Origin of the sequence: Denitrobaculum tricleocarpae, assembly GCF_007004665.1 — a bacterium.
GTDB lineage: Bacteria > Pseudomonadota > Alphaproteobacteria > Kiloniellales > Kiloniellaceae > Denitrobaculum > Denitrobaculum tricleocarpae.
The window spans coordinates 459120-479495 of the sequence record NZ_ML660053.1 but is presented as its reverse complement, the minus strand read 5'-3'; the positions used below and the strand labels follow the sequence as shown (position 1 = coordinate 479495).

Genomic DNA, 20376 nt, shown 5'->3' with positions numbered 1-20376 from the left:
TTCCTGTAACTTCCACAAGGCGCCGTCATGAGCCTGTTCCTGCGTGTCGAAGACTTCACCACCGGGCTTGCCCTGAGGTTGGCAATCGCGTTTCTGGTGCTTGCCGCCGGTCTGGCTCTGTATCAGGTGGTAACCCGTTTTGCCTTCGGCGCGCCGTCGACCTGGTCGGAAGTGATCACCCGCTCGGCGATGATATGGTCGGTCTTTCTTGGCGTGGCGGTCGCCTTCAGACACGGGGCCATGATCTCCGTGGACGTTATTCAAAACGCTCTCCCACCCCGCTTGGGACTGGGTCTTTTTCTATTGGCCAATATCGGGTCTTTGATTTTTTTCGCCGTGCTCCTGTGGCAGGGCTGGCTCATGACCTTGCGTGTCGTTCCGCAAAGCCTGGCCGCACTGGAAATCTCTATCGCATGGGTCTATGCCGCCCTGCCGGTTGGCTCCGCCTTTATCCTGGTCGCGGTCCTCGCCGCGATAGTACGGGCCCTGCAGGGTGACTGGCTCGCGGCCAGAGATTCGGGGGCCGAACGATGAACACCGCCCTTGGCCTCTCCCTCGCGATCCTCTTCGTCTTAGGTGTACCGATTGCGGTGGCGATCGGCCTCGCCTCGATCATTGGTATCGAAGCGCAGGGCCGCCTGCCTCTTTTGCTGGTGGCGCAGCGCATGTTCGCGGGCATCGACAGTTTTCCGCTCATGGCGATCCCCCTCTTTATCCTTGCTGGGAACCTTATGTCCGCGGGCGGTATTTCGCACCGGCTGGTCGAACTGGCAAAGTCGCTGGTTGGCGGCCTGCAGGGCGGCCTGGCCTGCACCTGCGTCCTGACCTGCATGCTGTTCGCCTCGGTCTCAGGATCTTCGGTCGCGACGACCTTTGCCATCGGCGCGATCCTGATCCCCGCCATGATACGTCATAACTATCCCAAGCCTCTGGCGGCTTCGATCCAGGCCTCTTCGGCCGAGCTGGGCGTCCTGATTCCGCCCTCGATCCCCCTCATCCTCTATGGCGTGTCCACGGATACCTCGATCGGCAAACTCTTCATTGCCGGTCTGGGGCCGGGACTCGTCGTCGCGGGATCGCTGATGGCTCTTGTCCTCATCCTATGCCGACTGCGCGGCATCGGAAAAGAAGATGGCTTGGACCGCGCGAGTCCGGGCGCTGCGTTCGTCTCGGCATTGCCGGCCCTACTCGTCCCCGTCGTGATCCTTGGCGGGATTTACTCGGGTATCTTTACCCCGACCGAAGCCAGTGCGGTCGCCGTTGCCGCCGCCCTCATCGTGGGAATGGGGCTTTACCGTGAACTCAAAATCCGCGACTTGCCGGAAATCCTCAAAAAGACGGTCATTTCGACGTCGGCCATCATGATCATCATCTCGGCGGCCGCACTCTTTTCTTTCCTGATCACCCGTTCAGGTTTGCCCAACGAGATTGCAGCCTGGTTCCGCGACGTTTTCGACAGCCCGATTGCATTTTTGCTGGCCGTCAACTTTCTTCTGCTCCTGGTGGGCATGTTCATCGAGACCTCGGCAGCGATCCTTGTCCTTGCCCCCATCCTTACGCCCATAGCCATCGCCTATGGCGTGGACCCGGTTCACTTTGGCCTGATCATCGTCGTCAATCTTGCCCTTGGAATGATAACGCCGCCGCTTGGCGTAAATCTCTTTGCGGCCTGCGCGGTCGCGAACCTGCGGGTCGAACAAATCATCCCTCAATTGGTCTGGTTCGTACTGACCGTGTTTGCAGCCCTGATGGTTATCACCTACGTCCCGGCAATCACCCTTTGGCCGGTGGACCTCGTCTTTGGAACCTAGAGCAGATCCGGTTTAGATGGAATCGCCTTCGGCGATCCGTCGTACCGGTGAATCTGCTCTAGCACTATGATGTAGAGCGGGTTCACATGTTTTAGCGAAAACACAGAGTGTTTTCGTTAAAACACAACGCGCTCTAGATTGAGGAGACAGGGCGGCGTCGCCCACCCCGGAGGATATTATGCGACCGCCAGCGCCGGCTTTTCAGGGTAACTCAACCCGCTGCCCAATATCGCAAAGCGCCAGAGCAGTGCGACTGCCACGAACGTCAATCCGATGGCCAGGCCGATCCAGATACCCATTCCACCCAGTCCCTGAACGAAACCCAGATAGTAACCGCTTCCGAACCCGATCACCCAATAGCCGACAGCGGCAATGACCATCGGCTTGGTGGTATCCTTCAATCCGCGTAGAGCGCCGGCGCCGACGATCTGCAGGCCGTCGACGATCTGGAACAAGGCGGCGATCCCCAGGAAGGAAACCGCCAGCGCGATCGGCTCGGCATTCTCCGCCAGATCCGGATCGAGGAATAAGCTGACCAGGGTCAGAGGGACCAGCCAGAATAGCAGTGCCGAAGCCAGGCAAAAAACCGTGGAAAGACCATAAGAACTCCAACCTGCCCGCCACACGGCCGCGGCGTCCCGGCGCCCGGCGCCAATCCCGACACGGATCGTCGCAGCATGAGAGACACCCAGTGGCACCATGAACGCGACGGCGGCGCACTGCAAAGCAACCGCGTGCCCGGCAACGGCGGCGGTGCTGATCAGGCCCATCATGAAGGCGGCAACACCGAACATGCCGGTCTCCGACACGACGGACACACCGATCGGCCAGCCCACTTTCAGGATAGAGCCGAAGATGCTCCAGTCAGGCCGCCAGAAGCGGACGATAATGGCAAAGCGGCGGATGCGGCGGTCCGTCGAGACAAAGGTCAGCATGACCGCGAACATTACGAAGTTCACGATCGAGGTGGTGATCCCCGCCCCCAGCAAACCAAGGGCCGGAAATCCGAAGTTGCCGAACATCAGTGCGTAGTTACCGAGAGCGTTCGCCAGAACGCCCAGCAGTGTCACAATCAGGATCGAGCGCGGACGGGACAGAGCCGATACGAAGCAGCGCAGGACGATCAGCCAGAGCGCGGGCAACAATCCCCAGACCGCGGCACGCAGATAGACTTCGGCGAGCTCCGAGTTGATCTCCGTCTGGCCGAAGAAAAGAAAAACCGGGCGGGCGTGATAAATCACGGCGATAAAGGGCATGGCAACCAGAATCGCAACCCAGAAACCCTGTCGGACGGTCCGCCGGACAATGCGGTATTGCCGGGCGCCCAGGGCCTGGGCACAGATCGGCGCGACGGCGGTCAGAAGGCCAAGACCGAAAAAGAAGAAGAGTGTGTAGAAGGCATAGGCCAGCGTGCCCGCAGCAAGTTCCTGCGGCCCGAGCCAGCCCATCATCAGAACGTCGGTGGTATTGATCGCAATCACCGCCAGCTGGGTGAACACCAGCGGCCAGGCGAGCACAAAGGTCGCCCGCACTTCCTCCCACCAGGCAGAAGCGCCGCTTTTGGCCCCGGCACTGCGATCAGTGCGGCCGAATTGGTCCGAATTTACACCCATGCGTGGCACTATGCCGGAATGGGCGAAGGGGCGGAAGAGCAGTTAACGCAGGGCCGCTATGCAGAGATGTCGCCAGGCACGCGCGTGTCGCAGTCTTGCTTCGTCCAAAGGCCACGCAGCGGCGTCGGTTCAGCGACTTGTCTGGAGCTGAACAGCTGCCGAGTCCTCTTCCAACCCGAGTGCTTGCAGGGCCGCAGCCACAATCGCAGTGGAGTCGACACCACCGACCTCTTGCTGAATTGCAGGCTTGTCGTGGTCGATGAAAAAATCCGGCAGATAGAGCGGACGGAATTTCAGTCCCTGATCGAACACGCCGGCTGAAATCATGCAATGCATCACCTGCGTGGCGAAACCGCCGATGGCGCCCTCCTCGACCGTGATCATCACTTCGTGCTCGCGGGCAAGCCGCAAGACCAGGTCCTGATCCAAAGGCTTTGCGAAACGTGCATCCGCGACCGTGGTGGAGAGCCCCCGGGCTGCAAGGTCGTCAGCGGCCTTTAAAGCGTCCTGCAGGCGCGTCCCGTAAGACAGGACCGCTACCTTGGTCCCTTCCCGCAGCACCCGGCCTTTGCCGATCGTAAGTGGCGTGCCCTTCTCCGGCATCTCGACGCCGGTGGCTTCGCCACGCGGGAAACGAAATGCGGAAGGCGCATCATCGATCTGGACCGCCGTTGCCACCATGTCCATCAGCTCGACCTCATCGGCGGCGGCCATCAGCACCATGCCCGGAATACAGCCGAGATAGGTGATGTCGTAGCTGCCCTGATGGGTCACGCCGTCAGCACCCACCATACCCGCACGGTCGATGGCGAAGCGCACCGGGAGCTTCTGGATGGCGACGTCGTGCACCACCTGGTCGTAAGCCCGTTGCAGGAAGGTCGAATAGATCGCGGCGAAGGGCTTGAAGCCCTCGCAGGCCATACCGGCGCAGAAGGTCACCGCGTGCTGCTCGGCGATCCCGACGTCGAAGGTCCGCTCCGGGAAGGCGTCGCCAAAGAGGTTGAGGCCGGTACCCGAGGGCATGGCGGCGGTGACCGCGACAATTTTCTCATCCTCTTTCGCTTCGGCGATCAGCGCCTTGGCGAAGACATTCTGATAGGCGGGCGCCTTGGGTGTGGGTTTGGCCTGCTTGCCGGTCACCACATCGAAGGTCGCGACCCCGTGGTACTTGTCCGCCGACTTCTCGGCGGGCTCGTAACCCTTGCCCTTCTGCGTGACCGCATGGATGAGCACCGGGCCATCGTGGTCGCTGTCACGCACGTTTTTCAGCACAGGCAGCAGATGGTCCAGGTTATGCCCGTCGATCGGACCGATGTAGAAGAAGCCCATCTCCTCGAACAGGGTCCCGCCGGTCAGCATGCCGCGGGCATACTCCTCGGCGCGGCGGGCCGCCTGTTCCAGGGGCTTGGGAAATTTCTTCGCCACTTCCTTGGCCAGGCTGCGGACCGAATGGAAGGATCCGGAGGAAATCAGCTTGGAGAGATAAGCACTCATCGCCCCGACCGGGGGCGCAATGGACATATCGTTGTCGTTCAGGATGACGATCAGACGGCTGTTCATGGCGCCCGCGTTGTTCATGGCTTCGTAAGCCATGCCCGCCGACATGGAGCCATCGCCGATCACGGCGATCACATCGTTCGAGCGCCCGGCCAGGTCGCGGGCCACCGCAAAACCCAGCCCGGCGGAAATCGAGGTCGAGCTGTGCGCGGCGCCGAAGGGATCGAATTTACTCTCCTTTCGGCTGGTAAAGCCGGAAAGCCCGCCCGGCTGCCGAAGGCTGCGGATACGCTCGCGCCGTTCGGTCAGAATCTTATGGGGGTAACACTGATGGCCGACATCCCAGATCAGCTTATCGTCCGGCGTGTTGAAAACGTAGTGCGCGGCGACGGTCAGTTCGACCACGCCCAGCCCGGCCCCCAGATGCCCGCCGGTAACCGAGACCGCGTTGATCATCTCGACCCGCAGCTCGTCGGCAAGTTGCCGCAACTGATCTTCGTCGAGCCTCCGCAGATCCTCCGGGCTCGAAACCGTATCGAGCAAAGGGGTCTGTCTGTTGTGACCGATCTGGCTCACTCTCTTCACCTCTTTACCTGGAAGTGCTTTTTCTCCAGGTGGTTAAGCGCTTATGTTCTGCGCCCGCAATAACTTGCTTGCATAAACTGTAATTTCGCAGGATTACCTGGTCCGTTCCAGCACGAATGTTGCCGTTTGACTTAGTATACTAGCGCGGTCGCCGAATATATCGAGGCAGCGGCGGGCCTGATCAACCAGACCGGAAGCCATATCCCGGGCGCCTGCAACGCCAAGCTGTCCGACGAAGGTCGCTTTGCCGGCAGCTTGGTCCTGTCCGGTCGGCTTGCCGAGGGCTTCAGGTGTCGACTCGCTGTCCAAAAGATCGTCGACGATTTGGAAAGCCAGGCCCAGCTTACCCGCATAGTCGCGCAGGCTTTGGCGTTCCGCCTGCCCGGCTTGTGCCAAAATCGCGCCTGCCTTACAAGAAAAGGCAATCAGCGCGCCGGTCTTGAGCTCCTGCAGATTGGTGATCCCGGTCAGATCCAGCCGATCCCGCTCGGGCGAAAGATCGATCATCTGGCCGCCGACCATGCCCGCCGCGCCGGATGCCTTCGCCAGACCCGCGATCAGCTCGCAGCGAACGGCGGCATCCCCGTGGGTTTTAAGATCCGCCAGAACCGCAAAGGCCTCGGTCAGCAAACCGTCGCCGGCCAGCACCGCCGTCGCGTCGTCGAACCTCACGTGGACGGTCGGATGGCCCCGGCGCAAGTCACTGTCATCCATGGCCGGCAGATCATCGTGGATCAGGCTATAGCAGTGGATCATCTCGACCGCAGCCGCCGTATTCAGCGCCGCCTCTTCCGAAAGACCAAAAAGCCGTGCCGATTCGATGACCAGGAAGGGCCGCAGACGCTTGCCGCCGCTCAGGGCCGAATAGCGCATGGCTTCGATTACGCGGCCGCGCGGCCCCGCCGCTTCGGGCAGGAGTTCGTCGAGGCGGCGCGTCACAAGCTCCGCGCTGGCGCCCAGACGATGGTCGAGACCGGGCCGCTCTTTAAGAATTGTCATCGGGTCGGGCTTCCCACGAAAATCAACCTTCACTCAGCCGACATCAAAGGCTTCAGTCTTGATATCTCCGTCCGGACCCAGACTGATTTTCTCAACCTTCTCCTGGGCATCGCGCAGTTTGCTCTCGCAATAGGCCTTAAGCTCGGCGCCCCGCTGATAGGACGAGATGGCATCATCGAGTTTGCCGTCGCCGCGCTCGAGGGCGCCGACGATCTGACGCAGTTCTTCCAGCGCCTCCTCAAAGGACATCTTCTTTACGTCTGCCGGGATGGCCGGGGTCGCGCTTGCCGCCATAATTTCGTCCTTCGTTTACCTTCTAAAAATCTCGACCGCGCGGGAGCCCTGTTCCGATCACGATCCTTTGCTAGTCCTAATCCTTGCCGGCGCAACACGCAATGCAGAGTCTCAAAACCGGTCTCCTGAGGCCCTGGTGCACGACCCGGCACCGCGGCGCTATGCCGCCGTCAGGCCCCGCCGCTTCAAGCGGCCATTAAACTGCGCACGTGCGCCGCGCTTGATCTCGCCAGCGCGGAAAGATCGTAGCCGCCCTCCAGGGTCGAGACGATCTTGCCGCCGCAAGCATGCCGGGCAATCGCGATCAGCTCGTTCGTCGCCCAGACGTAATCCTCCTCGACAAGCTGCAGATTCGCCAGGGGATCGTCTTTATGGGCATCGAATCCGGCTGAAATCAGGATGAAATCTGGGTCAAAACGTGTCAGGGCCGGGAAAACGCTCGCACGCAGCGCATTGCGGAACTCCTCGGAGCCTGCGTTCGGCGGCAACACAGCATTGCAAATGTTGGTCGAAACACCGCGCTCCTGCGGCGCGCCGGTCCCGGGATAGAGCGGCGATTGATGAGTCGAAGCGTAAAAGAGATCCGGGTCGTTCCAGAAACTCGCCTGGGTACCGTTTCCGTGATGCACATCAAAATCGATCACCGCGATCCGATGACAGCGGTGCACCTCGCGCGCGTGGAGCGCACCGACCGCGACAGAGTTGAAGAGGCAGAAGCCCATTGCCTGGTCCGGTTCGGCATGGTGTCCGGGCGGGCGGATCGCGCAAAAGGCATTGTCCGCCTCCCCGGCCATTACTGCATCCACGGCGGCGCACAGAGCGCCCGCTGCCCGCAGGGCGGCTTCGCCGGAACCCGGCGAGAGGATCGTATCGCCATCCAGGCCGCGCCGTCCGCTCTCGGGCACCGCCGCCAGCAACTGGTCCACATAGGGTTGAGGATGCACACGAATGATCTGTTCGACCGACGCGCGGGGCGCATCCCGGCGCTCGAGCGCATCGAATTCCGGCGCTGCGAGCGCCGTGAGGACAGCCTCGATCCGGGCGGGGCATTCCGGGTGCATCTCGCCCGGATCATGCCGCACGCAGGCTTCATGGCTGTAAAGCAGGGTCGTCATGGCTGGTCCTCCCAAAACCACTGTCCAGGTGCCTCGTTGGCCTGAAAGCTCTCGCCAAGCACAGGCGCCAAAGGCCCCGGTTTCTTCTCACTTTAGAATACGCTTCTACGCAGGGCAGGTAGAATGCGCTCCTTTGCGGAGCCGGGCAATCACTCATAAGGTCATAACAATCCGGTGACCCTCTTCACAAGCCGAACCCGCCGCACTGGGCGGAAAAGCCGCAGATCTCCAGGCCGATCCGGAGTTTCGGGCTGTTCACAACCGGCAGGATCAACCGTGAGGCGGGGTTTTAGCCAAGGTGTTTAAACTAACATTTGAATTGGCCGTGTCATTGACAGCCGGTAACAAATGGCCAAATGTCCTAAGTAAACTATATAGTGTAAGCGCTCAAAGAACATAGCGCGGACCCTGGTGGAGGGACTGCGTTTTTCGGGGTGGAGGATGTCCTGTTAAGTCGTCGCGCATATGGAATGGGTTTGAATAGCAAAACCCGGTTTTTCACCGGCTTGCTGCTGACTCTTTGTACAGTTATGACCATGCTGGTGCCGGCTATGGCCCAGGATGCCCCGCTGGTGCGCGTCGATCTTGTGCGTGTGGAGCCTTTGTCCCAGACGGCGGCGGTGATTGGCCGCCTGGTTGCGCGCCAGGCGGGTGAAGTCTCGGCCCGCATCAACGGGCCGATCGAAAGCTTCGACGTTGAAGTGGGCGACCGGGTCGACGCCGGACAGGTTCTTGCCACCCTTACCAACAGCTATCTTTTGGCGCAGCGCGATCTTGCTGCCGGCGAACTGGCCGTGGCCCAGGCGAATCTGAAAACCCGGAAAGCCAGGGTGACCCTGGCGAAACAAACCCTGGCCCGGCTGGAGAGACTGAAAAAGTCCGCAGCCTTTAACCAATCACGATACGAGGATGCGAAACAGGAGGTCGTGATTGCTCAGGCCGAAGTCACACAGGCTGAAGCAACAATCCTGAGCAGGATCGCTGACACCCGCTCCGCCGATATCAATCTCAGTTACGCAACCATTACCGCGCCCTACAGCGGCGTGGTCACGCGGCGGATGACCGAGGCCGGCGCCTACGTCCAGACCGGTCAAGCGGTGGTTCAAATGGTCGCCGACCGCTCACTCGAAATTGAAGCCGATGTTCCCTTCCGCTTCATTGGCGGCCTGCAGATCGGCACCAAAGTCCGCGTGGCCCTGGACGACTCCACCACCGAGGAAGCCCGGGTCCGGGCCGTTATTCCGAGCGAAAATCCGCTGACCCGCACGCGCGCCGTGCGCTTTACCGCGAACTTCGATCATTCCGAAAGCCCTCTCGCGGACGAACAGAGCGTTACCATCTATGTTCCGGTCGGCGCGCAGCGCGACGTCCTGACCGTGCACAAGGACGCCATCATCAAACGTCCGAACGGCGCGATCGTCTATGTTGCAGACAGCGATACCGCCAAGTTACAGCCCGTCGAACTGGGGCTTGCGGTCGGGAACCGGCTGGTGGTCGAGAGCGGCCTGCAGGAAGGTCAAAAAGTCGTGGTCCGCGGTAACGAACGTTTACGGCCCGGTCAGTCGATCATCGTTGACGGGGCCAGCTGATGAACCTGATCAAACTCTCCATCGAACGGCCGATCGCAGTGATCTCTGCCGTTCTGATGGTGGTGATGTTCGGTCTGGTCGCCCTTCAGTCAATCCCGATCCAGCTCGCGCCCGATGTCAATCGGCCGGTGATCACGGTCCGCACCTTCTGGCCGGGCGCCGCGCCTGCCGAGATCGAGCGAAACATCATCAACCGCCAGGAAGATGTCCTGAAGGGCCTGGAAGGGCTCGACACCATAACCAGCCGGTCGCGCCAAAGCAGTGGCTCTATCACTCTCGAGTTTAAAGTCGGCACCAATATGGACCGGGCGCTGCTGCTCGTCTCCAACCGCCTGGATCAGGTCACCGGTTACCCGGATGAAGCCGACGAGCCAAGCCTGGATACGGCCGGCAGCGAAGATACGCCCATCGCCTGGTTCATCATCACCCGCGAGGAAGGCAACGAGCGGCCGATCCACGAGTATGGCGATTTCCTCGATGACGTCGTCAAGGAACGCATAGAACGCGTGCCCGGTATCAGCCAGGTCAACATCTTCGGCGAGGCCACGCAGGAGATCGACATCGTGGTCGAGCCCGAGCTGCTCGCCCGCTATGGTATGACGGTCAGCGAGGTGGTGACGGCCCTGCGCCGCGCCAATGCTTCGGTCAGCGCCGGCGACGTCGACGAGGGCAAGCGGCGCTACGTGGTGCGGACCGAGGGCGAACTGGATACCGTCGACAAGATCAATGACGTGGTGATCCGCTCGGACACCTCCCAGGAGAGCGGCCGCCTTGCGCGCGTCACTGTCGGCGATATCGCGGAGGTTCGTTTCGGTCATTCGGAGCCTGCCGCCTCGATCCGGATGCTGGGCCAGCAGGCGGTCGCGCTGAATGCCGTCCGCGAAACCGGCGCCAACGTCATCGAGACCATGCGCGGGGTGCGCGAAGCGATTGAAGAGCTTCAGCGCACAGTGATCCCGGAATCGGGACTGAAGCTGCGGCAGGTCTATGACGAGACTGTCTACATCGATTCCTCGATAGAGTTGGTACAACAGAACATCTGGGTCGGCGGCGCACTGGCCGCCCTGATCCTTTTGATTTTCCTGCGCTCGCCCCGCGCCACGCTGGTGATCTCCGTTGCCATTCCGGTCTCGGTAATCGGCTCTTTTGTTGCCATGGCCGCCCTGGGCCGCTCGATCAACGTGATCTCCCTGGCCGGCCTGGCTTTTGCTGTCGGCATGGTGGTTGATGCCGCCATCGTGGTCCTGGAAAATATCTATCGCAAGCGGGAAGCCGGCAAACCGACGGCGATCGCGGCCTACGAGGGCGCGCAACAGGTTTGGGGCGCGATCCTGGTCTCGGCGCTGACCACTGTGATGGTCTTTATTCCGATCCTGGTGATGCAGCTCGAGGTGGGGCAGCTCTTCCGGGACATCGCCGTCGCCATCTCGGTCTCGGTCCTCCTTTCACTGATTGTATCGATCACGGTTCTGCCGGCGCTCGCGAACCGGCTGCTGGGCGGTCCAAAACATCAAAAAGAGCCCGATGTCAGGCGGATACCCCTACCGGGTATCGATCACTTCGCCGCGGGCTTTGTAGCCGCCGTTATCGGGTTCACCCGAACGGTCGTGCGCAGCCCCTCAATTGCTTTCCTGGTCGTCGCGACCGTCACCGCGGGCGCCTCCTTCGGCGCGTGGAAGTTCCTGCCCAAGCTGGAATACCTGCCGGAAGGCAATCGGAACCTGGTTTTCGGGATCATCATTCCCCCGCCCGGCTATAATCTGGATACGACCACCGGCATTGCCAAAAACATCGAAGACGCGACCCGACCGCATTGGGCCATTGAGTCCGGCGAAGAGTCGGGACCGGATGAGCCTCCAAAGATGGAACGTTTCTTCTTCGTCGCCCGCAGCGCCAGTACTTTCCTGGGTGCGGTCGCAGTCGACCCATCACGGGCCAAAGACTTGATTCCGCTTCTGGAGGGGCCGGTCTTCCGAGAACCGGGCACCTTCGGTTTCATCAACCAGCCCTCGATCTTCGGACGCGGGATCGGCGGCGGGCGCAAGATCGAGCTCGATATCAGCGGGCCTGATCTGGAGCAGATACTCGCGGTTGCCCAACGCGCGACCACCAAGATGCTGACGGTTCTGCCGCCTGCGGAAAACAATCAGTTCAGACCAAACCCGGGCCTTGAGCTGGGTGCGCCGGAGGTGCGCGTCATTCCGGACCGTGTGCGCCTGGCCGACAATGGCGTGACGGCGCGCGAACTCGGTGACGCCGTCGACACCTTCAACGACGGTCTCCGCGTGGCTGAAATCACCGTCGGCAACAAGCGCGTCGACATGATGCTGCAGGGGCCGGAGGAGAACGTCACCGAAACCCAGGGCATCGGAAACCTGCCCGTGGTCACGTCCAGCGGGCAGATCATCCCGGTCACCTCTCTCGCCGAAGTGATCCTGACCAGCGGCCCCACCGAGATCCGCCACCGGGAAAACTTCCGGACGGTCACGCTGGAATTGCGGCCCTCCCGGGATGTCCCGCTCGAGACAGCCCTTGATCTGATCCAGACGGAAGTGATCGACGCGGTTATGGCCGAAGGCGTACCAGCGGGTATCCGTATGGGAATGTCCGGCACCGCAGATAAGCTGTCGGAAACCTGGCAGGCGATGATCCTCGATCTCGCCCTGGCCCTGGCGATTGTCTATCTGGTGATGGCGGTTCTCTTCGAGAGTTTCCTCTACCCCCTCATTATCCTGCTCTCCGTACCGGTCGCGGCGGCAGGCGGCGTCGGCGGCCTGGCGGTTCTCAACCTCTACGGCGCCAACCAGTCCCTGGACATGCTCACATTGCTTGGCTTCGTGATATTGATCGGGATCGTGGTCAACAACGCGATCCTGCTGGTGCACCAGACCCTCTATCACATCCGCGAAGAGGATCTGCTGCCCCATGACGCCATCATCGAAGCAACCCGCAACCGGATCCGGCCGATCTTCATGTCGACCCTGACCAGCGTCGTCGGCATGCTCCCGCTGGTGATCTTCCCGGGCGCCGGTTCGGAGCTCTACCGGGGGCTCGGCTCGGTGGTCGTGGGTGGTCTCTCGCTCTCCGCGGTTCTCACCCTTCTGCTGATCCCGCCCATGCTTGCGATCCTGGTCGGTCCCATTGAACGCGCGCGCCGAAACCGTTTGCCCAAGGCGGCGATGGCGCCCGGCGAATAGTTCTGGCTTCAGCAACACCCGGGTCCCCGTGAAAGATTCAAAAACCACGCGCCTGCTGATTCGCGACGCAACGGTCCTCTCCATGGATGCCGGGGTCGGCAACCTGCGGCAGGGCTCGATGCTGGTCGAGGGCGAGTGCATCGCCGCGATTGTGCCGAACTTGAACCGGGATATCGATCTTGCGGGCGTTGAAGTCATCGACGCCAAAGGCATGATCGCCCTGCCGGGGTTTGTCGACGCACACCGCCATATCTGGCAAAGCCCACTGACCATGGCGGCCGCCGACACCGATCTGAACAGCTACTTTGCCCAGGTCCCGGGAAAACTTGCCCCCGTCTATAGCCCCGAAGACCTGTGGATCGCCAACCGGATCGGCGCCCTCCAGGCCCTGAATGCAGGGATCACGACGATCTTCGACTGGTGCCACGTCCTGCACACCCCCGAGCACGCAGACGCCGCCATCGCGGGCTTACGGGACAGCGGCATCCGTGCCGTCTTCGGTTACGGCTTTCCCAACACGGAACCCGCCTGGTCGATGGACAGCGAACGGCCCGTGCCGGAGGACATCCGGCGGGTCCGGCGCAACCTCCTGGCCTCGGACGAGAGCCTCGTCACCATGGCCATGGCGGCGCGCGGCCCGGAACAGTCGACGCTTGAGGTCACCAGACACGACATCGCGGTCGCACGGGATCTGAACCTTCTCATCAGTATGCATGCAGGCAACGGCGCTTTCGGCCTGCCCTACCGCTCGATCGAACGCATGCACGACGCGAAGCTGATGGGACCGGACCTGCAGTATGTGCATGGCAATTCCCTCACAGATGAGAGTATCCGGCGGATTGCGGACAGCGGCGGGCACTTGGTCTGCACGCCGACCATCGAAATGCAAATGCAGTTCGGCTATCCGGCGGCCACCCGGGCGCTCGCCGCCGGGGTCCGGCCTGGTCTCGGCGTCGACGTGGTGACCTCGACGGAGCCCAGCCTCTTTCCGCAGATGGCCGGCACGCTCCAGGCCGCACGGCTCCAGGCGCTGGAACAAGGCACGCCCAACATCGACAGCCGTGACGTCTTGCGTTTCGCCACCCTGGACGGCGCGGCCTCGCTGAGATTGGAAAGAAAAACCGGAAGCCTCACGCCGGGTAAGCAGGCGGACATCGTACTCCTGCGGCCGACCGCTCTCACCGCCATAAACGATCCTATCGGCTTTGCGGCGCTGGGAGCTTCCTCAAGCTCTGTCGATACGGTCGTGGTAGCAGGCAAGGTCAGGAAACGCGGCGGCGCGCTCTGCGGGATTGAGATTGAAGAACTGCAGCGGCAACTGGAAGCCTGCCGCGACCGTCTTTTCGAAAAATCCGGCTTTCAGCCGCCGCATGCGGACTTCCCGGATTAACCGGTTTTGCGAATCCGAAAGCTGTAAACACCGTCCGCCTCACGACTCTCCAACAGTTCGTCGCCGGTGGTCTCGCAAAAGGCCTTGAAGTCCTGAACCGAACTCGGGTCGGTCGCCTCAACCTCCAGAATCTCACCGGCTGCCATGGGTTTCATCGCCTTGCGGGCGCGCAGGACGGGCAGCGGGCATTTCAAACCCTTGGTATCGAGCTGAACGGAACTCATCTCTCGGCGGTCTCCTGTCTTTCCCTGTTTGAGCGGTTAACGCCCCCAGCGCAGTCCCGCAAGCATCAGTGCGAGCCACGCCACCAGGAACGCCATCCCGCCCAGCGGAACCACAGCACCGAGAAAGCGCAGATCTGTCAAGGCCATGATATAGAGGGTCCCTGAAAAGACGATACAACCGAAAAGCAGGCCGGACTGGATGAAAGGCAGATAGCGCAGACCCGGTCCCGCAGTGTCCTGCCGCGAGATGGCGAAGAGGCTGACCGCGAGCAATGCAACTGCATGCACCAGGCCATACCGCGCCCCAGTTTGAACCCAGCCGAGAGCGTCCGCGCTCACCCGCCCCTCAAGCCAATGTGCGGCAAAAGCGCCCATGCTCACCGCCACGAAGGCATTCAGGGCAGCGGCAAAGATCCAGAAACGCGCCATAACATCCTCAGAACGGTCACTGTGAAAGCGCATCTAAGATGAGTTGCCGGACTGCGACCGGCAAGTGTCGATTTTTGACATCTGCCCTGCTTGAATAGCTGTTGTAATGATCGCTGAAAAGCGCCCGCCTCAATCCGAGAACCGTACCTGTCCATGCCCGACCTCTTCGCCGCCAGCCCAACCCAAATCGCGCCCTACCTTGAGGAACTGCGCCAAAAGGATGCGCTCAGCATACCCCTGCTCTCGGAACCGGGACGGCAGCGCTTGCTCGAAGCCGCGCAAGCTCTGACCTACCGCCGCGCCAAACCCTACATGGGCGCGCCAGGACGGGAAGTTCAGCAGGACTTCGAGATCTGTATGGCTTTCGACAGCGGCAGTGCATTTATGGAGCTGGCAAAGCAGCTGGGTGAGCACTTGCGGGCCGCTGCCAGCAGCATGTCCGAACCGCCCCTCACGGACGAGCTGCGCTTTAACGATATCGCTGTACAGCGCTACACCCCGGGCAGCGCAGGCATCACCCCGCATCGGGACTTCCTGCAGTTCCGGCAGGTGGTGGTCCTGATCATCCTCGCTGGCCAGGGCCGTTTCTTCACCTGCGACAACCGTGAGGGCCTGAACCCCGTCGAAGTGCCGGTCAAACCGGGCGACGCCCTCTTGATGCAGGCCCCCGGCTTCGGCGGCCAGGCCCGCCAGCCTCTCCACTTCCTGCGCGACATCACCGAGCAACGGGTCATCGTCGGCCTGCGGTACGACGCGAAGAAGGCCAGCTAAGTCAGCCCCCTCGTCCGATAGCAATCACGTGCAGGGCGTTAAGCGCAACCGTGGCCGCAAGATGCGCGGTCATATTGCCGGGATCGAGCGGCGGACAGACTGTGTTGATATCAACCCCGACAATCTTTAGCCCCGCCAGAGCGCGCAACAGGGCAAGGCCCTCGTAAGCCGTGGGTCCACCCCAGGTCGGCTCGCAGACCCCGGGCGCGCAGGACGCATCGAAGAAATCCATGTCCCAGCAGATATAGACCGGCCGCCCTGCCAATTCTTCCCGGATCGCCGCCATGTGCGCGCGCCCATCGCGGGCCAAAGCCTCCATATCGACGATCCGGTACCCCAGCCCTTGGGAGAATTCCGCCAGCCCCTTCTGCGAGACGGGCCCGCGGCAGCCGATGTGAAAGGACGCCCGGGTATCGATCAGCCCCTCCTCCGCCGCGCAGGTAAAGGTCGTCGCGGTGTTGTGCCGCTCGTCACCAATCGGATAGGCGTCCGTATGGGCATCGAAGTGCAGGACCGCCAGATTCTTGTGGACAGCCTTCATGGCCCTGAGCTGCGGCAGGGTCACCGCCCCGTCACCGCCGAAGGTCACCGGGACCGCCCCGGCGCGCAGAATGTGGGCCGTCGCTTGCTCCATGGCTTCGAATGAAGGCTCGATACGGCCCGATGTCACCGCCGCATCCCCGCAATCCACCAGCCCGAGTTCCGCAACCGCATCCCGCTCGGAAAAACCGAACAGCCGCCGGTCCAGCGCCAGCGACTGCTGCCGGATCGCGGCGGGGCCGTGCCGGGCGCCGATGCGCACCTGATTGGTCCCGCAATCGAACGGCAAACCTAGAACGGCGGCTTTTGCGCCGCTCAGGTCGAGACTGTTTGGAACAGCCATGAAACCATGAGTCGGTTGTAAGAGATTTTCTGTGTCTGTCATGCTGCTACGCTTATGCTGGATCGGGGCGAAGCAGTCTACCGATAAGACCTGCCAAAGCAGCTTAGTTCTTCGGTTTCAAAACCAGAAAATCTTCCAGTGGGAAAACATCAACGTAACGCGCTAAAGCAGATCAAGTTTAGATGGAATCGCCAAAGGCGATACATCGGGCTTGTGAATCTGCTTTAACACTAAGATTTAGAACGGATTCATACCTTTTGACCGAACCGCACGGCGGTTCTGTCAAAAGGTGATCCGGTCTAGAAGCGCACGATGGAAAGCCGCCGTTTCAGTCAAGGCAATCACTTTGCGTGCCGCCAACATGGTATTACAAGGCCCGTCGTCGGTGAGTTCGCTCCCCTCCACGACTGTGCAGGGGGCGCTCAGCCGATGAGGCTTGCCCTTTAGCGACGGTTCAAACCCCGGCAAAAGGCCAGCAGCGGACCGAAGTTCCCGGCATCGGCCGCGCGCAGAGCCTGCAAATAGCTGTCCCGGCGTTCGTTATCCGCCTGCAGGTCGAAACCGCCGGCCCACTCGATGGGAGGATGCTTGAAATAGTCTTCGAGAAAGACGTCTGCCGCAATCCGCGCGTGGCGACCGTTGCCGTTCGGAAAGAGGTGGATCTGCACCATTCTATGATGGAAACGGGCCGCGGACTCAAGGGGCGGAAAGACGGAATTCTCCGCCCAAAAGCGGGCGTTATCCAGAAGCATCCGCAGTTGCACCGGTATCTGATAAGGGTCGATACCGATATTCTTTTCCGTGAGGCGAAAAGTTCCCGCCCAATCCCAGACGTCGCCGAAGAGACGCCTGTGCAGCGTGCGGAGAAAACTCTCGGTGAGAATATCGCCGCCCCGCCGCCGCCCAAGCCATCTCAGCCCCTGCCCGATGTTTGCTTGCTCCAATTCATCGAGTTCACCACGCGTTGTGATATGCGCGAACTTCAGGCCGCCGATTTCATCAGGATCAAGGGGCGTCGCGCCATCCGGATTCTCAAACACTATTCACCTTCCCAGAAATCCGGAGGCATTTCGCGGAGGATCTCGTCGGTAAGTCGCGCAATTTCCTCGCGCGTCCGCTCCGGCGGCAGAGACTGTTTCTCCAGCGCCATGTGAGAACTTGCCCGCCGGATCAGCGCCTCGGCTTTTCTCCCGGCCTGTGTCCTGATGACGTCGTCGACCCGCCCGTCGGGTATGATGGCGTAGACGAATTTCCCCCCGAGAGCCTGCGCCAGCTTCTCCATCTGCCTGAGCGAAATCGCGCCGTCACGCTCATTTCGTTCCGCCTGATAAATGGCCGCCTTGGTAACGCCGGCCCTTTTGGCCAACTGCGGCCCCGAAATGGCCAGTGCTTTCCGCAAGGTCGCGATCCAACCCTCTTTCGGGCTGTGAAGGGATCGGACCTGCTGCGCAGCTTGGTCCGCCAACCTTACGTACTGCCGTCGCGCAGTGTTTTTGACACTCATAGGATATTAAAACCTACTCTAAAAAGTCTATATAGTATATTTATAAATATTCTAGTTGAAGCATTTTGTCAATTTATTGATATTCTTTTGGAATTGTATGCGCGTCTTATCAAGTTGTTACGACAATGGATTACGAACCGCGTTGACCGCATTCTCTTTGCCTCCCCGCGCCGAAATGCTAGATAACCCCGCCCCCGGCGAAGGCTTTATCCACACCCGGCCCAAAAGATGAAAACCGACCTTTTCGACTTCGAGCTCCCGCGTGAGCTGATCGCGCAGCACCCCGCGAATCCACGCCATGCCGCACGGCTGCTGGCTGTGGGCGAAGGCTTGCGCGACCACGTCATGATGGACCTGCCCGGCCTGCTGGAACCGGGGGATATCCTGGTCTTTAACGATACCCGGGTGATCCCGGCGCGCCTGACCGGCCGGCGCGGCATGGCGAAGATCGAGGTGACGCTGCACAAGAGCGACGGCGGCGAGGTGACGCAAGACAGCGCGAACCTGGACGCGCGCGCGCCGGCACAGTGGAAGGTCTTTGCCCGTCCGGCCCGGAAGCTGCGCCCTGGCGAGCGGGTCGATTTCGCCGAGGATTTCTCCGCCGAGGCCATGGCAAAGGGCGAAGCCGGCGAAGTCACCCTGAAGTTCAACGTCGAGGGACCCGAACTCCTGGAGCGCCTGCACCGCCACGGCATCATGCCTCTGCCACCCTATATTCAGCGCGACTCGGCGGGCGACGCACACGACAAGAGTGACTACCAGACCATCTTCGCGGCCCGGGACGGCGCCGTGGCGGCACCGACCGCGAGCCTGCACTATACACCGGAGCTGCTGGCCGCGATCGATGCGCGGGGTCTGAAGCGGACCACCCTGACCCTCCATGTCGGTGCGGGCACTTTCCTGCCGGTCAAGGTCGAGGACACCCGGGACCATAAGATGCACAGCGAAACCGGTATTATCTCGCCCGAGACGGCAGAGATCATCAATGCGGCTAAAGCCGCCGGCGGACGGGTTGTCGCCGTCGGTACGACGCCCCTCAGATTGCTGGAAAGTGCCGCCTCTGAGGACGGCACGCTGAAACCCTATGCCGGCGATACGGATATTTTCATCACCCCCGGTTACCGCTTCAAAATCGTGGACCTGCTGCTGACCAATTTCCACCTGCCCCGCTCGACCCTCTTCATGCTGGTCAGCGCCTTCGCGGGGTTGGACCGGATGCAGGCGGCCTACGAACATGCAAAGGCCGAGGGCTACCGCTTTTACTCCTACGGCGACTGCAGCCTGCTGCAACGTGCCGAACATTAGGAAACCGAACAGACCGCTATGACCGAAGACGCGCTCAAATACGAAGTTCTGGCCAGCGACGGCGCCGCCCGGCGCGGCCGCCTGCATACAGCCCACGGCACCGCCGAGACACCCGCCTTCATGACCGTGGGCACCGCCGGAACCGTGAAAGGCCTGCTGCCGGAGAACGTGGCGGATACGGGCGCCGAAATTGTCCTGGGCAACACCTATCATCTGATGCTGCGTCCGACCGCCGAACGCATTGCGGAGCTGGGTGGCCTGCACAAGTTCATGAACTGGAACAAGCCGATCCTGACCGATTCCGGCGGCTATCAGGTCATGTCCCTGTCAGAGCTGCGCAAGATCACCGAGGAGGGCGTCGCCTTCCGCTCCCACCTGGACGGCAGCCGTCACAACCTGACGCCCGAACGGGCCATGGACATCCAGTGTCTGCTGGATTCCAACATCACCATGGTGCTGGACGAGTGCACCCCCTACCCGGCCGAGCCGGACGTAGCCGCGGACTCCATGCGCCGCTCCATGCGCTGGGCCCAGCGCTGCAAGGATGCCTTCATTAAACGTCCGGGCTACGGCCTCTTCGGCATCGTGCAGGGTTCGGTATACCCGGACCTGCGGCAGGAGTCGGCGGAAGCCCTGCAGGAGATCGGCTTCGACGGCTATGCCGTGGGCGGCCTCGCGGTCGGCGAGGGCCAGGAGGTCATGTTCGAGGTGCTGGACGCGACCATGCCGCACCTGACCCGGGAACGGCCGCGCTATCTCATGGGCGTCGGCAAGCCCTCGGATATCGTCGGCGCGGTTCAGCGCGGCATCGACATGTTCGACTGCGTGCTGCCGACCCGTTCGGGGCGGACCGGCCAGGGCTTCACCCGGCGCGGTCCCATCAACATCCGAAACGCCCGGCATCAGGCCGATCCCCGGCCGATCGATCCGGACTGCGGCTGCAAGACCTGCAGCTCCTACAGCCGCGCCTACGTCCATCATCTGGTCAAGGCCAACGAGATGCTGGGCCCGATCCTTTTGACGATCCACAATCTGCACTACTATCAGGAGCTGATGGCGGGCCTGCGCGACGCCATCGAAAAAGGCGAACTGGATGCCTTCGTCAGCGCTTTTCACCGGCAGCAGGCCGCGGGCGACCTGCCACCGCTCTAACCAGGACCGAGAACAGAC

The 20376-nt window shown here is 61.6% G+C and carries 18 protein-coding genes; 8 read left to right on the top strand and 10 right to left on the bottom strand.

Annotated elements, in window-relative coordinates; translation table 11 throughout:
- Positions 1–27 precede the first annotated feature (27 nt).
- Together FKG95_RS07055 and FKG95_RS07050 are read left to right on the top strand one after the other, a co-directional pair.
- Positions 28–534: a TRAP transporter small permease gene (locus FKG95_RS07055; RefSeq protein WP_142895617.1), complete on the top strand. Its 507-nt coding sequence runs from the start codon at positions 28–30 to the stop codon at positions 532–534.
- Positions 531–1811 carry a TRAP transporter large permease gene (locus FKG95_RS07050; protein ID WP_142895616.1) on the top strand — a complete coding sequence of 427 codons (1281 nt, stop codon included), beginning with the start codon at positions 531–533 and terminating at the stop codon, positions 1809–1811. The genes FKG95_RS07055 and FKG95_RS07050 overlap by 4 nt, the downstream gene beginning before the upstream one ends.
- 176 nt (positions 1812–1987) lie before the next feature.
- Here the strand turns inward: FKG95_RS07050 and FKG95_RS07045 are convergent, their stop codons facing one another.
- From FKG95_RS07045 to FKG95_RS07025, 5 genes are all read right to left on the bottom strand, one after another.
- Positions 1988–3424: an MATE family efflux transporter gene (locus FKG95_RS07045; protein ID WP_142895615.1), complete on the bottom strand. Its 1437-nt coding sequence runs from the start codon at positions 3422–3424 to the stop codon at positions 1988–1990.
- Positions 3425–3553: 129 nt separating this feature from the next.
- Positions 3554–5497 (bottom strand): 1-deoxy-D-xylulose-5-phosphate synthase, encoded by a 1944-nt coding sequence (dxs, locus tag FKG95_RS07040; protein ID WP_142895614.1) that lies wholly within the window; start codon positions 5495–5497, stop codon positions 3554–3556.
- 102 nt (positions 5498–5599) lie between these two features.
- Complete coding sequence (locus FKG95_RS07035) at positions 5600–6505, bottom strand: polyprenyl synthetase family protein (protein WP_142895613.1); 906 nt, start codon at positions 6503–6505, stop codon at positions 5600–5602.
- 33 nt (positions 6506–6538) lie between these two features.
- A complete protein-coding gene (locus FKG95_RS07030) occupies positions 6539–6799 on the bottom strand; it encodes an exodeoxyribonuclease VII small subunit (protein ID WP_142895612.1) in 261 nt (86 codons plus the stop codon).
- Positions 6800–6984: 185 nt separating this feature from the next.
- Positions 6985–7914 carry a histone deacetylase family protein gene (locus FKG95_RS07025; RefSeq protein ID WP_142895611.1) on the bottom strand — a complete coding sequence of 310 codons (930 nt, stop codon included), beginning with the start codon at positions 7912–7914 and terminating at the stop codon, positions 6985–6987.
- 476 nt (positions 7915–8390) lie between these two features.
- Between FKG95_RS07025 and FKG95_RS07020 the strand changes: the two genes are divergently transcribed.
- Genes FKG95_RS07020 through FKG95_RS07010 form a run of 3 tightly spaced genes read left to right on the top strand, consistent with a single transcriptional unit; the run spans position 8391 to position 14090 of the window.
- Positions 8391–9503: an efflux RND transporter periplasmic adaptor subunit gene (locus FKG95_RS07020; protein ID WP_179953961.1), complete on the top strand. Its 1113-nt coding sequence runs from the start codon at positions 8391–8393 to the stop codon at positions 9501–9503.
- On the top strand, positions 9503–12700 hold the full coding sequence (locus tag FKG95_RS07015) for an efflux RND transporter permease subunit (protein ID WP_142895609.1): 3198 nt from the start codon (positions 9503–9505) through the stop codon (positions 12698–12700). The genes FKG95_RS07020 and FKG95_RS07015 overlap by 1 nt, the downstream gene beginning before the upstream one ends.
- 28 nt (positions 12701–12728) lie before the next feature.
- Positions 12729–14090, top strand: a complete 1362-nt coding sequence (locus tag FKG95_RS07010) for an amidohydrolase family protein (RefSeq protein ID WP_142895608.1) — start codon at positions 12729–12731, stop codon at positions 14088–14090.
- Here FKG95_RS07010 and FKG95_RS07005 read toward each other — a convergent pair.
- Both FKG95_RS07005 and FKG95_RS07000 read right to left on the bottom strand, forming a co-directional pair.
- Entirely contained in the window at positions 14087–14314 is a 228-nt protein-coding gene (locus tag FKG95_RS07005; protein ID WP_142895607.1) for a sulfurtransferase TusA family protein, read from the bottom strand. The two genes, FKG95_RS07010 and FKG95_RS07005, sit on opposite strands and share 4 nt — an antisense overlap.
- Positions 14315–14350: 36 nt before the next feature.
- Complete coding sequence (locus tag FKG95_RS07000) at positions 14351–14743, bottom strand: DUF423 domain-containing protein (RefSeq protein ID WP_142895606.1); 393 nt, start codon at positions 14741–14743, stop codon at positions 14351–14353.
- A gap of 153 nt (positions 14744–14896) precedes the next feature.
- Here FKG95_RS07000 and FKG95_RS06995 point away from each other — a divergent pair, with 153 nt between their 5' ends.
- Positions 14897–15514, top strand: coding sequence for a hypothetical protein (locus FKG95_RS06995; protein ID WP_142895605.1), 618 nt, complete (start codon positions 14897–14899; stop codon positions 15512–15514).
- A 1-nt stretch (position 15515) separates the two neighbouring features.
- Here the strand turns inward: FKG95_RS06995 and FKG95_RS06990 are convergent, their stop codons facing one another.
- From FKG95_RS06990 to FKG95_RS06980, 3 genes are all read right to left on the bottom strand, one after another.
- Positions 15516–16439: an arginase family protein gene (locus FKG95_RS06990; protein ID WP_142895604.1), complete on the bottom strand. Its 924-nt coding sequence runs from the start codon at positions 16437–16439 to the stop codon at positions 15516–15518.
- 401 nt (positions 16440–16840) lie between these two features.
- Complete coding sequence (locus FKG95_RS06985) at positions 16841–17437, bottom strand: mobile mystery protein B (protein WP_142895603.1); 597 nt, start codon at positions 17435–17437, stop codon at positions 16841–16843.
- Positions 17437–17901 (bottom strand): mobile mystery protein A, encoded by a 465-nt coding sequence (locus tag FKG95_RS06980; protein ID WP_142895602.1) that lies wholly within the window; start codon positions 17899–17901, stop codon positions 17437–17439. Before FKG95_RS06980 ends, FKG95_RS06985 begins: the two co-directional genes overlap by 1 nt.
- Positions 17902–18129: 228 nt before the next feature.
- Here FKG95_RS06980 and queA point away from each other — a divergent pair, with 228 nt between their 5' ends.
- Positions 18130–19206, top strand: a complete 1077-nt coding sequence (gene queA, locus FKG95_RS06975; RefSeq protein ID WP_142895601.1) for a tRNA preQ1(34) S-adenosylmethionine ribosyltransferase-isomerase QueA — start codon at positions 18130–18132, stop codon at positions 19204–19206.
- A gap of 18 nt (positions 19207–19224) precedes the next feature.
- Positions 19225–20358, top strand: coding sequence for a tRNA guanosine(34) transglycosylase Tgt (gene tgt / locus FKG95_RS06970; protein ID WP_142895600.1), 1134 nt, complete (start codon positions 19225–19227; stop codon positions 20356–20358).
- Positions 20359–20376: the final 18 nt, after the last annotated feature.